15 protein-coding genes are annotated in these 13,299 nt (G+C 62.1%); 13 read left to right on the plus strand and 2 right to left on the minus strand.

Translation table 11 applies throughout. From position 1 onward, the window contains the following. The 5 genes from FHW64_RS33835 to FHW64_RS33855 form a co-directional block, all read left to right on the plus strand. The coding region (locus FHW64_RS33835) for an IS3 family transposase (RefSeq protein ID WP_184533826.1) at positions 1-618 on the plus strand (618 nt) is incomplete at its 5' end. A gap of 643 nt (positions 619-1,261) precedes the next feature. Next, entirely contained in the window at positions 1,262-1,891 is a 630-nt protein-coding gene (locus FHW64_RS33840) for a DJ-1/PfpI family protein (protein WP_184533829.1), read from the plus strand. 145 nt (positions 1,892-2,036) lie between these two features. Then, positions 2,037-2,618, plus strand: coding sequence for a hypothetical protein (locus FHW64_RS33845; protein ID WP_184533831.1), 582 nt, complete (start codon positions 2,037-2,039; stop codon positions 2,616-2,618). 121 nt (positions 2,619-2,739) lie between these two features. Continuing rightward, entirely contained in the window at positions 2,740-3,228 is a 489-nt protein-coding gene (locus FHW64_RS33850; protein ID WP_184533833.1) for a hypothetical protein, read from the plus strand. Positions 3,229-3,325: 97 nt separating this feature from the next. Beyond that, positions 3,326-3,490: a hypothetical protein gene (locus FHW64_RS33855; RefSeq protein WP_184533834.1), complete on the plus strand. Its 165-nt coding sequence runs from the start codon at positions 3,326-3,328 to the stop codon at positions 3,488-3,490. A 119-nt stretch (positions 3,491-3,609) separates the two neighbouring features. Here the strand turns inward: FHW64_RS33855 and FHW64_RS33860 are convergent, their stop codons facing one another. Next, positions 3,610-4,218 carry a CocE/NonD family hydrolase gene (locus FHW64_RS33860; RefSeq protein WP_260306561.1) on the minus strand — a complete coding sequence of 203 codons (609 nt, stop codon included), beginning with the start codon at positions 4,216-4,218 and terminating at the stop codon, positions 3,610-3,612. A 500-nt stretch (positions 4,219-4,718) separates the two neighbouring features. Further along, on the minus strand, positions 4,719-5,579 hold the full coding sequence (locus FHW64_RS33865; protein ID WP_184533836.1) for a LysR family transcriptional regulator: 861 nt from the start codon (positions 5,577-5,579) through the stop codon (positions 4,719-4,721). 132 nt (positions 5,580-5,711) lie between these two features. On the opposite strand from FHW64_RS33865, the gene FHW64_RS33870 reads away from it, so the two are divergent. The 8 genes from FHW64_RS33870 (at position 5,712) to FHW64_RS33905 (ending at position 13,251) form a co-directional block, all read left to right on the plus strand. Continuing rightward, positions 5,712-6,011 carry an EthD family reductase gene (locus FHW64_RS33870; protein ID WP_184533839.1) on the plus strand — a complete coding sequence of 100 codons (300 nt, stop codon included), beginning with the start codon at positions 5,712-5,714 and terminating at the stop codon, positions 6,009-6,011. An 8-nt stretch (positions 6,012-6,019) separates the two neighbouring features. After that, on the plus strand, positions 6,020-6,877 hold the full coding sequence (locus tag FHW64_RS33875; RefSeq protein ID WP_184533840.1) for an NAD(P)-dependent oxidoreductase: 858 nt from the start codon (positions 6,020-6,022) through the stop codon (positions 6,875-6,877). Between the two features lie 43 nt (positions 6,878-6,920). Beyond that, positions 6,921-8,339, plus strand: coding sequence for an MFS transporter (locus tag FHW64_RS33880; RefSeq protein WP_184533842.1), 1,419 nt, complete (start codon positions 6,921-6,923; stop codon positions 8,337-8,339). 56 nt (positions 8,340-8,395) lie between these two features. Continuing rightward, a complete protein-coding gene (locus tag FHW64_RS33885) occupies positions 8,396-8,998 on the plus strand; it encodes a DUF308 domain-containing protein (RefSeq protein WP_184533844.1) in 603 nt (200 codons plus the stop codon). 212 nt (positions 8,999-9,210) lie between these two features. Beyond that, positions 9,211-10,308: an ABC transporter ATP-binding protein gene (locus FHW64_RS33890; protein ID WP_184533846.1), complete on the plus strand. Its 1,098-nt coding sequence runs from the start codon at positions 9,211-9,213 to the stop codon at positions 10,306-10,308. Further along, on the plus strand, positions 10,305-11,243 hold the full coding sequence (locus FHW64_RS33895; protein WP_184533847.1) for an ABC transporter permease: 939 nt from the start codon (positions 10,305-10,307) through the stop codon (positions 11,241-11,243). The genes FHW64_RS33890 and FHW64_RS33895 overlap by 4 nt, the downstream gene beginning before the upstream one ends. Further along, a complete protein-coding gene (locus FHW64_RS33900) occupies positions 11,236-12,066 on the plus strand; it encodes an ABC transporter permease (RefSeq protein WP_184533849.1) in 831 nt (276 codons plus the stop codon). The genes FHW64_RS33895 and FHW64_RS33900 overlap by 8 nt, the downstream gene beginning before the upstream one ends. Positions 12,067-12,144: 78 nt before the next feature. After that, positions 12,145-13,251 carry a TauD/TfdA family dioxygenase gene (locus FHW64_RS33905; protein ID WP_184533850.1) on the plus strand — a complete coding sequence of 369 codons (1,107 nt, stop codon included), beginning with the start codon at positions 12,145-12,147 and terminating at the stop codon, positions 13,249-13,251. Positions 13,252-13,299 lie beyond the last annotated feature (48 nt).

The following is a 13,299-nucleotide window of genomic DNA, read 5'->3' on the forward strand; positions in this document are numbered from 1 at the left end:
AAGCGGGTCTATCGCCTGTACCGGCTGGAGGGATTGCAGCTTCGCATGAAGGTCAAACGCCGCAAGCGAATCAGCCTGCTGCGCGGCCGACCGGCGCCGGCCACGGGGCCGAACCAGCACTGGAGTATGGACTTCGTCCACGATCAGATGCTCGATGGAAGAGCGTTTCGTGTGCTTACGGTGATCGATCAGTGGAGTCGCGAAAGCGTATCTCTAGAGGCCAACTTCCGGCTGACAGGTCGCTGCGTGGGGAAGGCCCTGGACGAGGCTGCGCAGCAGCGCGGCTGGCCCAAGGCGATCACGGTGGACAACGGCACGGAGTTCACCTCCAAGGCGCTCGATGAATGGGCCTGGCGACGCGGCGTGAAGCTGGACTACACCAGGCCCGGAAAGCCCACGGACAACGGGCTGATCGAGTCGTTCAACGGTCGTCTGCGCGATGAGTTCCTGAACGTCAACGAGTTCACTACGATGCAGGATGCGCGGGAGAAGTTGAAGGCTTGGCAACATGACTACAACCATCACCGCCCGCACAGCTCGCTCGGCCACCTGACCCCGAGTGAGTTCGTCAAAAAGAGGTCAGAGAACGAAGCCGGAAGCCGCCCGACTCCAGTTTAGAAATGACCGGATTCGGGGGAGACGTCAGGACTCCTTCATCCATAAGGATCGGGTGTCCGCGAAATCGGGTCAACTTCAGTATGGCCTCTCGGGGCACGAGACCTTGACGGTTGAATCGTCGACTGCCGTTGTTCAGCAAGCGCGGTGCCTCAATCCGCGCTGAGCATCCTGTTGTGTGCGAAGTCGTACAGTGCGGCAGCCGGCAACGGCCGGTAAGCCGACCTGTTTTGTCGCGAACCTTACTTAGGTTCGTTCGACCAAGGGTTTGATCAGAAGGGCCGGTGTCGGAAGTTCCATCTTCTGCTTGTAATTTCGCCTCTGTGGTGTCACTGCAGGCCGCGCCCGACGGTTCCCGGCGTTGCTGGTCAATGCTCGAGCGCCATTCCGAAGCAGATGGTTGCCTTTGGCTTTCTTCGCGAGAAAGCATGTGAATGATCTCGACGAGGTCGTTGCAGTGGGCCATGGCGGATTTCCGTTTTCGCCGCTGATCTTTCGATCAGCCAGCGGCCGGTCGAGCGCGGGGCTCTACGCTAGGAAGCAGCCGTCCGATGCCGAGTAAGAGTTCGTGCTGCCGGCTACAGTTGGGCCAGCTGACGATGCTTCCAGCTCGCGTAGCGCACTCAAGCAACACAAGGGCTTCTCGATGAACTTCGGTATCTTGGTTTTCGACGACGTGGAGGAGTTGGACTTCGTGGGACCGTGGGAGATGCTCACCATGTGGAGCAAGGTCGCCGATGGTCCGAGCCAATGTCTGGTAGTTGCGCAGTCCCCGGGTCCGGTGAAGTGCGTCAAGGGACTGTCCATCAATCCGCATGTCTCCTTTGCCGACTGCCCGCGCCTCGACTATTTGCTGGTTCCAGGCGGACAAGGGACGCGCAGGGAGGTAGCCAACCGGGCGTTGCTGGAGTTCATCGCAGCTCAGGCGAGGACATGTAAGGCCGTGCTGTCCGTATGCACGGGCTCGTTCGTACTGCACGCAGCAGGCCTTCTCTCCGGAAAGAAGGCCACTACGCATTGGGCCTCGCTTGAGCGGCTGCGCGCGCTCGGCGATGTCACGGTCGTCGAGCAGCGATACGTGCAGGATGGAAACATCTGGTCGTCTTCCGGGGTGTCGGCAGGCATCGACCTCATGCTGGCGTTCATCGCCAGCGTGGCCGGTGACGATGCCGCCGGGAAGGTGCAGTTCTCTGCGGAATACTATCCGTCGGTCGCTCGATACGGAGGTTACGAGGGGCATGCCCAGGCACCCGCCTATCTTCGGTCGACGACTTGAGTGCGCGCTAGGACCAGTCGTTCGCCGGCGTCCTCCAATTCGCTGCATGGCGGACATTCGCGGCCTTCTCGCACTGGGCGTGGGATAGGCGCGCTTCAACCGAAGCGCGTGCACACAAACTGGCAGGCATGAACAATCGCTTCATGTGACCATGAAGAATTGCCGACTTGCGCTTTTGCTCGCGACCCTGGTTCTGGGAATACCGCTCCGTGGGGCATCCGGGGAGCGCATCACAGCGTCGGCTGACCTGAACTTCTCGCTTGGCGAAGTCACATTGCCAACGAGCGAGATGGCGAAGATTGCATCCAAGCTCGAGAAGATTCGGCAAGCTGATTGGTGCCCGTTCGACACCGTAGTCCTTACTGCATCCGCAGCGACTTCTGAGGGCAGCGTGAACGTGCGTCGAGTCCTTGCGGAACGACGCGCCGACTACGTGCGCGGCCTGTTGAAGAGCCATGGTGTTCCCGAAAACATCATCCGCACGGCGAACGCTCCCCCTAGTCCCGTCGAATTCAAGAGCCGCGCAGACTACAAGCGAGCAGTGCTGAGGTTCAACACCGGCTCCGATAAGCTGTACGTCCCTAGCGAAGAAGACGAGCGCTCTTCTCCGCCGGCAGAGTCGCCGTCGTTTGCAAGGGTTGAGCTGGACCTGGTGGGCGGTGGTGGTGGCACTCCATGTCCGTACGCCAAGAGCGCCGACGGATTTCACGTTCCACCAACGCGATAGGAGCCGGTGCCGGCTGGTTTTGACTACCACTGTCCGGCCTTGTCACCGTCCTGCAGATATGTTCCGACTTCTTCGTGTGCTGCTACTTGTGGCCCTACCTTGCGTCCAGTGTGCCTGCGTGGTGAATCGCGTTCATCCGTTTGCCCCTGGTGCGACGCGGCAAGACCGAGCGTCGGTCGTCGTCTACGGTGTGGGAGTAGAGGGCGAATGGAAGTTCCAGAAGTTCGGAGTCCAACTCGACCAATATGACATGGAGCGACAAGAGCTATCCGGTGATTGCTATCGATTCAACAGAATGGAGGCAACGGTTTCCGCGCTGCCCGGTCCAGTGCGCCACTTCGCATTTGAAGTTCCAAGCGGCTACTACGCCTATAGCGGATTCAACGGAGCACGGCTCGCGCAGGACGCGACCGCCTTCGCCGCGGCGGAGGCGAGCGTTGTGTACGTCGGGGATTTCGTCTACGGGCGTGACTGCAAAGTGGCGTTGCGTCGAAATCTTGACGGTCTGAACATGTGGATGAACACGCAGGCGCCAAATTTCGGGAAGGCGGTTGAGGTGGCGGAGACCGTCCCCGTCAGGCCGCCGAACATATTTGTCTGTACGCCTTGAACAAGATGACGGAACCCCGACAGACTGCCGTCGGGCCACAACCAGTCATTCCCGTGTACGGCAGAATTCGCCCAACCTCGACCTTCGGAGGAACCTGATGAAGTTCGTTCACATTTTTTCGCTAAGCAGTGTTGTTGCTGCGGTTGTCCTGCTTGTCGCCGGAGCCTCCGGGGCTGCTGCGGGCGTGTTTGCGCTCGGGGTTCTTGTTGAAATCATTGGCTCCGCGCTGACCGGAAAACAGTCGAACGAAGGCATGCGCTAAGGGCCTGCTTCCGGCCAGGAGCCGTCCTTCGGCAACCGGCCTTTGAATGGCCGGTCTTCGCCACCAAGCCGCCGATAACCGGAGTCATGCAGCTCGGCGTGTCAGTGCCCTTTGCGGTCCTACCGTAGCTTGAAAAACTTCACATCCCGGCCAATACGTGGCCGTTCGACGACGAGCCAGCGCCGCGACCCGGACCTTTCCCATACACAGATGGCAGCAAGATGCGGAGGCCGCAGTGCGGCCACGCGCCACTGAGTAGTCGCGTAGTAGGAAATACCGTTCAGCCCGATCTTGCCGTTGCTCCTGGTCTGCGCCGCAGCCCACTCGATGCATTCATGGAAATCCTGGATCTCTCGCGAAGACGGCGTATCAAGCACGCCAGGAGATCGACCTGCGCCGCGGCTGTCGAAACGAACGCACACGAAGCCGTCGGGCACCCACTTCTCGGGGTCCACGACTTCCCAGCTTTGGTACTTGCCGGTCGAGCCCTCCAGACTGTCAGGTGCGGCGGCGACCATGCGCGACCATTGGCTTTTGTAGCCGACCTGAAGCGGCAGTCCCTTGCCGTACGGACCGTAGGACATGATCGCGCCATAGCGCCGGGTGCTTCCGGCAGGAAGATCTCGGCGCGCAGAACGACGCCGTCGTTCATCGCGATAGGCGCGTCCCAAAGAATGCGCATTCCATCCGCATGCGCCCCGCCGCTTCTGCGCCTTCAGAATTGCCAACGTTTTTTTTGGTCGCCATCTCTCTCGATCTCCGGTAGCTCGGAATGTTTGGTAGATGAGGGGAACCCAGGTCCGCCTCAGCGCAACAGGGATTTCATGGCCTATGAAGTCCATGCCACGCGTATGTCACTGCCTGATGGAACCGCCTGGAGCATTGCGAAGATGGAAATGGATCTTCCGGCGAATGTGATCAACGAAATGTCGAAAGCGCATGAAAGGCGCGGGTAGCGGTTGACATGCTCGGAAGCTGCGTTCATCGGGGTCTCCTTCGTGGACCAATTGTGGGAGGGCAGGGGGTCTACGCGAGCGCCCCGATCGCACGTGTGTGGAACCTGGCCTCCACTCCGCGCGTTGGGCCTAAGCTTTATGAGCTTGGGCGACATCGGCGCCATCGCAGCGTGGCGCACTTTGGATCGTCCGATCGCACCACGACAGTCATTTCGTGCGGCACCCCAGGGCATCGCCTCAAGGCGGTTGCGCCACCAATGAGGACGTCTGCGTCACGAATAGTGGCTTCCTATGTGACCGGTCACGGTGGCGATGAATGCGCGCAAGCGGTTGAGCCGTCGCAGATCACGGTGATACCCCATCCATATGTCTCTCGAAGGCGGATCGTCCGGAAGATGTAGCCGCCTCAGGCCGGCCATCTGCGCGCCGACCACCTGCGGAAGCACGGCGATGCCGATGCCATGTGCACACATCCGCCCTTGGACGTTCCGGTTGTTGGACGCCATGATCGGCTTGGCGTTGGGGAAACTGGCCTTGAGCCATTCGATGTCCGGAAATTGACCTGTTGAAGTGTCGTGGGTGATGAGCCGAAAGCCGGATCCATCGCCGAACACCGGATTGGCAGAGTCTTCAGCGGCGTAGACACCATAGGGCAGCCGGACCAGCCGTCTCTGCACGACATCGGACGCATTGAATGGGACGATCCTGAAAGCGACGTCGGCCTCCCTTTGTGCCAGGTTGAACAGGCGAGTCCCTGTGAGGATCTCTACATCGACGTGTGGGTAGGCCCTCGTGAAGTCCGAAATGACAGGCGGGAGCACGTACGCGCCGAACCAGTCGGCAGACGATATTCGCAAGCGCCCTTGTAGTTTGCTTTCTCGCCCCGTGAGGCGCCGCTCCATCGTGAGCGCCCCTTCTTCCATCTGCTCCGCAAGCGGGACGACGCCGGCGCCCTCATCTGTGAGAACGAAGCCATCTGCGGTCCGCTGAAACAGCGTTTGGCCGATGGCCTGTTCCAGCGCCCGGATACGACGCCCAATCGTTGGATGACTCAGATGCAGTGCGCGCGCAGCACCACCCAGACTGCCCGTACGCGCCACGGCCAAAAAAATTCTGACGTCACTCCACTCCAAGTGCCGGTACCCACAAAAATGAACGCACAGCGTACAGCATTGTCAGTTGTCGAACAAATTCAACTCGCTAAATTCCCTTTGTATCGATGCCGAGGGGCGTCGGTAGGACATCTCCAACCCAAGGACCTTCTGATGATTTCCATGTACGTGACTTACGCCGGCAACGCCGACACGCCGTTCAACCGAGAGCACTGGATCAACGTTCATTTCCCGCTCGTGCGGCAATGCTGGGGGCCTTATGGACTGGAGCGCCTCGGGGGCTTCTTTCCCCAAGGCGACGACAGCGGCCTGATCGCGATCGCCCACTGCGTCTTCCGGGACGAAGCGGCCATGAGAGCGGCCTTGTCCTCGCCCGAGACGGCCCGGGTGATGGCTGATGTCGATCTCGTGACCGCGGTCAAGCCTCAGCGCAGCCTGGCGAAGCCGCTTTGAGGACGGCGATGGACATCGGCATCATTGGCCTGGGATCGATGGGCTCCGCGATGGCGAAGAACCTCGCCGCTGCGGGTCATCGGGTGCGCGCCTGGAATCGCTCGGGTGGCTGCGTCGAAGGTGTCGACATGCTGGGCGACCCGCGAGAAGCGTTCAATTCGGATGCGGTCCTCACCATGCTTTCGGACGACGCCGCGATACGAGACGTGATCCTCGATGCGGGTCTTTTGGCTTCCGCACGCCCCGGGCTTGTCCACGTCGTGTCTTCGACCATATCGCTCGCTTTTGCCAGGGAACTGGCGTGCGCGCACCAGGCGGCAAGCGTCGGCTTCGTGTCGGCTCCCGTGCTCGGGCGACCGGATGTCGCCGCCAGAGGGGAACTCAATGTCCTGGTCAGCGGCGCGCCGGAGGCGATCGATCGCGTGCGCGCCCCGCTCGAGGCGATCAGCGGGCGCATCTGGCTGTTAGGTGATGACGCCCCCGCGGCGAACGCAGCCAAGATCGCCTGCAACATGATGATCGCCATGGCTATCGAGGCGATGGCTGAAGCCGTGGTACTGACGGAGGCCAACGGCGTATCGCGGGAGAGCTTCTTTGAGTTGATCCTCGGCACCTTGTTCAACAGCCGGCCTTATCGAACCTATTCGGCAAGCATCTCGGCAGGCGCCTACGAACCGGGCTTCAAGGCCGCACTGGGTCTCAAAGATCTTCGTCTGGCCGTTCAAGCCGCAGGCGCAGCGGACCGGACGCTGCCCGTGCTGGAGGCCACGCGGGCCCGCATGGAGGAGGCAGTCAACGCCGGATGGGGCGAACAGGACTGGTCGGCAATGGCGAAGTTCACGATCGAGGGCGGACGGCGCCCATGAACGCGGCAAGTGAACACGCCTTGGCCGCAACACATGCAATCTCATGAAAACTGCAACAGCGATCTCCCCGCCTGATCGAGCTGGACACGATTCCCGTCGATGGATGGCCCTGGCTGTCCTGCTGGTCGGCACTCTGCTGCCGCCGCTGGACTTTTTCATCGTCAACGTCACGCTGCCCGTCATCCAGGCTGACCTTCACGCGACATCCTCGGTGGCCCAGTTGGTCATATCCGTGTACGCAGCGGCTTATGCGGTCACGCTCATCCTTGGAGCACGCCTGGGTGACCTCTACGGGCGCAAGCGAGTCTTCATTGCCGGGATGATGGGCTTTGGCGCAGCATCGGCCATGTGCGGATTCGCCACCTCTGCGGGGATGCTGGTCGCGGGACGGCTGTTGCAGGGCATCACTGCCGCGGTGATGGCCCCACAGTCACTGGCATCCATCCATGCCATCTTCCCGGCCCACGAGAAGGCACGCGCGCTCAGCATGTATGGCGCCACGTTCGGATTGGCGTCCGTGGCCGGGCAGCTGCTGGGCGGGGTGCTTGTCTCGAGCAATCTGCTCGGTCTTGGGTGGCGCGCCGTGTTTCTCATCAACCTTCCGATCATCGTATTCGCCGTTCCGGCAGCGTTCGCATGGGTACGCGAGAGCCGGTCGGAAAAGAGAGCTCGCCTAGACGTCGCGGGCACGCTGCTGCTCGCAGCGGGCTTGCTGGCGGCGGTCGTACCCCTCATCGAGGGGCGCGAACGTCAATGGCCTTGGTGGTGCGTCGGGGTGCTGACCCTGAGCGCACCGCTGCTCGTCGCATTCTGGAAATATGAGGAACGCAGGGAGCGAAACAACCGTATGCCGCTGGTCGTGCCTTCGCTCCTTGTCGCGCCGGGTCTGCGGCGCAGCCTTGCAGCCACCTTCTTTTTCTATTCCATCGCGCCCTTCTTCCTTGTATTCGCGGTCTATCAGCAGGCGGGTCTGGGCCGCGAGCCGCTTGCCGCGGGGCTGGCGATCCTCCCTCTGGGCATCGGCTTTCTGCTCGGGCCAATTTGCAGCCCCACGTTGGCACGACGGCTGGCCTCCAGCACGGCAGCCTTCGGCATGGCCCTGGAGGTCGCCGGGATGCTGGTTGCCGCTGCCTTGGCGTGGTCGGACGCTCCCGCTTGGCTCCCGGTGCCCCTTTTCCTCATCGGCATAGGACAAGGAATTGCATTGCCGGCACTTGTGCGGTTGAACGTGGACCAGGTGGACGCGCGTTGGGCAGGACTGGCGGCAGGCCTGGTCAATGCCACGCTGCAGATCAGCGCGGCCGTCTCGACGGCGGTCATCGGTGGCCTGTTCTTCAGCCTCGCATCGGACGGTGATGGCGCGGGTGATGTGAAGGCCGCGTTCTCGATCGCGTCGCTCGCAATCGGTGGAGGTCTGGCGCTGGCAGCGGTTCTCAGCCGAAAGAAACTGACCGCGTCTTGATCCGGGGTCTAGCCCGGCGCGAGCATGAAACATGCAACTTTGAATGAGGAATGAACATGACCGAAATGACACTAAACCCGAGGGCTTCCGCATCAGGAGGCGATTGGCTGAAGCGGTACTACGTCGCACGCGCAGCGTTCTCCATCGTGTGGGTCGCGGCTGCCATCGTACTTGGCACAAAGATGCCTTTACTCGGCGCGGTGCTGCTCGTCGTCTATCCGGCCTGGGATGCGCTGGCCAATTGGGTGGACGCCCGCCGCAACGGCGGACTCACGCAGAACTACAGCCAGGCGCTCAACGTCGCCGTGAGCAGTGGGGCCACCGCGGCCGTAGCGATCGCGCTTCCGATCAGCATGCATGCGGTGCTAGGCGTGTTCGGCACATGGGCGATCCTGGCTGGTGCGTTTCAGCTTGTCACGGGCGTACGCCGCTGGAAGGTGCATGGAGCTCAATGGGCCATGATCCTCAGCGGAGCTCAGTCCGCGCTTGCGGGATCCTTCTTCATCATGCGGGCGGGTGGAACCCAGGTGCCCACGATTGCCGACATCGCGCCCTACGCAGCGTTCGGCGCCTTCTATTTCCTTGTCTCGGCTGTTTCGCTCGTGCTGTTGGACCGGCGCATCCGGAAGCAGTCGCTGGGCGTGGCGGGTCCAGGTTGAATCGAACGTCCCCGCCATGGAATTCGCGCGTGTGCGCGCGATGTGCTTCACCAGCCGAAGGCGCGGGCATCCGCACATGCGCTATGCGCCAGCCGCTGGTGCTGCTGGGCCGACAGGGTGGCAACGGTCGTTGACAGTCGTAGGCAATCCGGTAGTATTTGCATATGGCATACCAATAATGGATGCCAAAAATACTGGATCGGAGTGTGGATATGAATGCACGAACCCTTCCTCCGGTCCTGGAGGTGCAGGGCGTTGACATACGCTACGGGGGCAACCTCGTTGTGTCCGGCGCGTCCTTCGACGTTCGGGAGGGTGAGTTCGTCACCCTGCTGGGCCCCAGTGGCAGCGGCAAGACCTCCCTTCTGCGAACGATTGCGGGCTTCATGCCGGCAAGCGCCGGCCGGATCAGCCTGCGCGGTGAGCCAATGGAAAACGTGCCCGCCTACCAGCGCGACGTGGGGCTGGTTTTTCAGAACTACGGACTTTTCCCCCACATGACGGTGGAGGGAAATCTCAGCTTCGGGCCGCGGATGATGAAGGTGCCTGCGGCTGAGATTGAGGCCCGTGTCGCGGAGGCGCTGGCACAGGTCCGGCTCGAGCGTCTTCGGGCGCGCTATCCCCATGAGCTCTCGGGTGGGCAGCAGCAGCGCGTGGCGATCGCGCGGGCGTTGGCCATGCGCCCGTCGCTGCTGCTCCTCGACGAGCCCATGTCTAATCTCGACGCGAGGCTGCGCTCGGAGATGCGAGTCGAGTTGGCTGCCCTTCTGAAGCGCCTGGGCGTAACTGCGGTAGCGGTTACTCATAACCAGGAGGAAGCCCTGGGCATGTCAGACCGCATCGTGGTTATGGCCGAGGGTGGTATCCGCCAAGTCGGCACCCCGTCAGACATCTATCTGCACCCGGCGGATTCCTTCGTCGCGAACTTCGTCGGTGACGCGAATGTCGTGGATGCCGAGCACGTCGGCGTCGCAGCGGACGGTGAAGCGCTCTTCCGAACTTCCAGCGGGATCGTGATCCGCGGGGGAGCCTCCGCGGCACACGGGAAGGTCGCCAGCCTTCTTATCCGGCCGGAACTCATTGAAGTGGACGTCTCCAGCGGAGCTGTCGGATCCGATTCAAAGACCGGCCTGGCTGCCGAGGTCGTCAGTGCCGCCTACATGGGGTCCTTCATCGAGATCCGCGCTAAGGTCGGGTCGCATCGGCTTCTGGTCAAGCTGCCCGCAGGTCCCAATCCTCCGCTGCTGGAGGCGGGCCAGCCCGTGCTTATGCGTTGGGCGCCCGAGGCCGTCAAGGTGCTGCGGACATGAGCAGCGCGGCCACCCCGACTGTTCCCGTCCAGTCCGGAAGCGAACCACAGGGCGAGGTGCCTTCGGTTCGGGTGCCGCGGACGGCGATCAGCCTGCGCAAGTGCATGCTGCTGGCGCCAGCCCTGTTGGTGCTGGGCGTCTTCGCAGTCGCGCTTCTGGATCTGCTGAACTGGAGCTTCTATAGCGAAGGAAAGCTGGGCGCCGAGCGCGTTGGCAGCATCGGCTGGACGAGCTATGCCCGCATCCTTCGCGATTCGCTCTACATGGGCACGATCCTCGCAACAGTCCGCCTTTCTGCCGTGGCCACGATATGTAGTCTGGCGCTGGGCCTGCCGGTGGCCTACTGGATCGTGCGGACCGAATCGCGCCGAGTCAGAGCATTGCTGATCATTCTCGTCGCAGTTCCGTTCATGACCAGCCTCATCGTGCGCCTGTATGCGCTGTTACTGGTGCTGGGCAACAGTGGTCTCGTCAACACCTTGCTGCAGGCCGCTGGCTGGATCGCAGAGAACGACTTCATTGCGCTGGTACGCAACGAGGTCGGTGTCTCCATCGGGCTGACCTACTTCGTCTTGCCGTTCGTCATCTTCACGCTCGCCGGCAGCTTCCGTCGATATGACCGAACGCTGGAGGACGCGGCGCAGAACCTGGGCGCGGACGAGGTAGTGACCTTTCTGCGGATCACGCTACCGCTACTGGCGCCCGGGGTTCTGGCTGCCTGCACGCTCGCCTTCGTGCTTGCGGGCACGGCCTTCGCCACGCCTCTGATTCTCGGCGGCAGTGCGGTCCGCATGGTCGGCAATGTCATCTACGACCAGGCGATGTTCGCGCAAAACATGCCGATGGCGGCTGCGCTGAGTGTTCTGGCCCTGCTTTTCACGGTCGCCTGTCTCTACGCGGCTGGTCGTCTCTCTCAAAGGAGGAGTCATGCGTAACCACCGCAACAGCATGCATCGCGCGCGTCTCTCTCTGGCCTTCTTCGCCGTTTGGGTGCTGAGGGCAGCCGCATTCGGCTTGCTTTTTCTTCCGATCTTGTTGGTGATCCTGTTGTCCTTCTCGGGCGACTCTTACACCACGTTGCCGCCGCAGAGTTATTCGCTGCGGTGGTATGCAAACGCGTTGTTGCGCGGCGAGTTTGTGGACAGCTTCATCACCAGCGTGCAGGTCGCCGTGCTCGCGACGCCGGTTTCGGTGGCGATAGGAACTCTCGCGGCCTATGGTCTCTGGAAGTATCCGGGTCCGGGGTCCCGTGCCTGGGAGTCCGTGCTGATGGCGCCGATCCTGTTGCCGCTCGTGGTGACCGGGCTTGCATTGCTGGTGTTCTTCAGCCGGGGGTTCTTCTACGACGGGCTGTGGAACATCGTGCTCGCACATGTCATCGTCACGTTCCCGTATAGCTTCCGATCTGTACTGGCCTCGCTCGCGCGCTATGACAAGCAACTCGATGAGGTCGCGGCATCGCTGCGGGTTCGACCGGTCGTAGCCTTCTGGCGGGTGACGCTTCCGCTGATTCGTCCGGGGCTCTTCGCCGGTGCGCTGTTCGCCTTCGTGATGTCCTTCGACGACTTCGCCACCACGATCTTCCTGATCACCCCCGGAACGAAGACGTTGCCCATCGCCATCTACCAGTACATGGAATTCAACCTCGATCCCACCGTATCCGCGGTATCCGCAATGCTGGTCCTGCTGTCAGTTGCGGGAGTGCTGGTCATCGACAGGGTCGTGGGCATGGATCGCTTCGTGGGCCTGCGGGCCTGAAAGACCCGAGGGAACCGCTGCGTTTCGTGGGCGACGGAGCGAGAGCCACCAACCAACATTGAGACAAGGAGTAAGCATATGGAGCAATCGAACCTGACCGCCATGGAAGGGCCGTATGTCTGGACTGGTACGCAGATGCAGACGGCGACCGGCTGGAGTTCTACGTTGAGTCCCTCTGAAGCCACAGAGCTGGTGCGAGCCACACGGGCCGTCGTCGAGAGTGGAAGACCCTTGGAGGCGCTGCGCCGTGAAGACTACCGGCTGCCACAGCTTCAGTTCCGCTGGGGCCAGGTGGCGCGCGAGGTGGAGCACGGGTGCGGCTTTTCGCTGATCCGGGGCGTTCCGGTTGAAGATCTGTCGGATGAGGAATGCACGTTCCTGTTTTGGGGCATCGGACTGCAGCTGGGCGCCCCGGTGTCGCAGAGTCGGCTCCAGAACTACATTGCCGAGGTCAAGGACATCGGCGAGAGGATGGGGCAGGCCACCACACGGGCCTATCGCGCCGGCGGACCCCTGCGTTTCCATACCGACCAGTGCGACGTGCTCGGCCTGTTGTGCGTTCGCGAGCCCATCTCGGGCGGAGATAGTCGCGTGGTCAGTTCGGCAGCCATTCACAACGAGGTTCTTCGGCGCAGACCCGACCTGCTGCCGGTGTTGCGCGCGCCGTTTTTCTTCAGCCGCCAAGGCGAGGAAGTCGAAGGTGAAATGCCGTGGTACGGGCGGCCCGTCTTCGACTGGAGCGCGGATGGCCGGTTCACGAGCATCTTCTCGCTCTCTTTCATCGAGAGTGCGCAGCGGTTGGAAGGCGTGCCGCAACTGACCAAGGCGCAGCGTGAGGCGCTTGAGCTGGTGGCGCAACTGGCCGATGAACTGAGTACGACGATCGCGCTGCGCCGAGGCGACATGCAGTTCTTCAATAATCACGTGGTATACCATTCGCGCACCGACTACCAGGACCATGAGGATCCTGGGCTGAGAAGGACGCAGTTGCGCTTGTGGCTGGCCACGCCCGATAGTCGCCGTCTACCCGACGATGCGGTGTCGATCTTTGGCCCGACCCAAGCAGGCGTGATGCGAGGCGGGGTCACGCCGCCGTCGGGGCGACGATTCGCGTTTTCCGATTGGCACGACGCGGGCTGGACGGACGCCGATCTGGGCAGGTTCCGAGGTGGCGATCGTGCTTGAAGTGTTGGGCGTGTGTGGCGTCGAACCGAAAGAAGGTGCGGAATTTCG

The sequence above is a fragment of the Variovorax sp. Sphag1AA genome (assembly GCF_014192575.1).
GTDB lineage: Bacteria > Pseudomonadota > Gammaproteobacteria > Burkholderiales > Burkholderiaceae_C > Variovorax.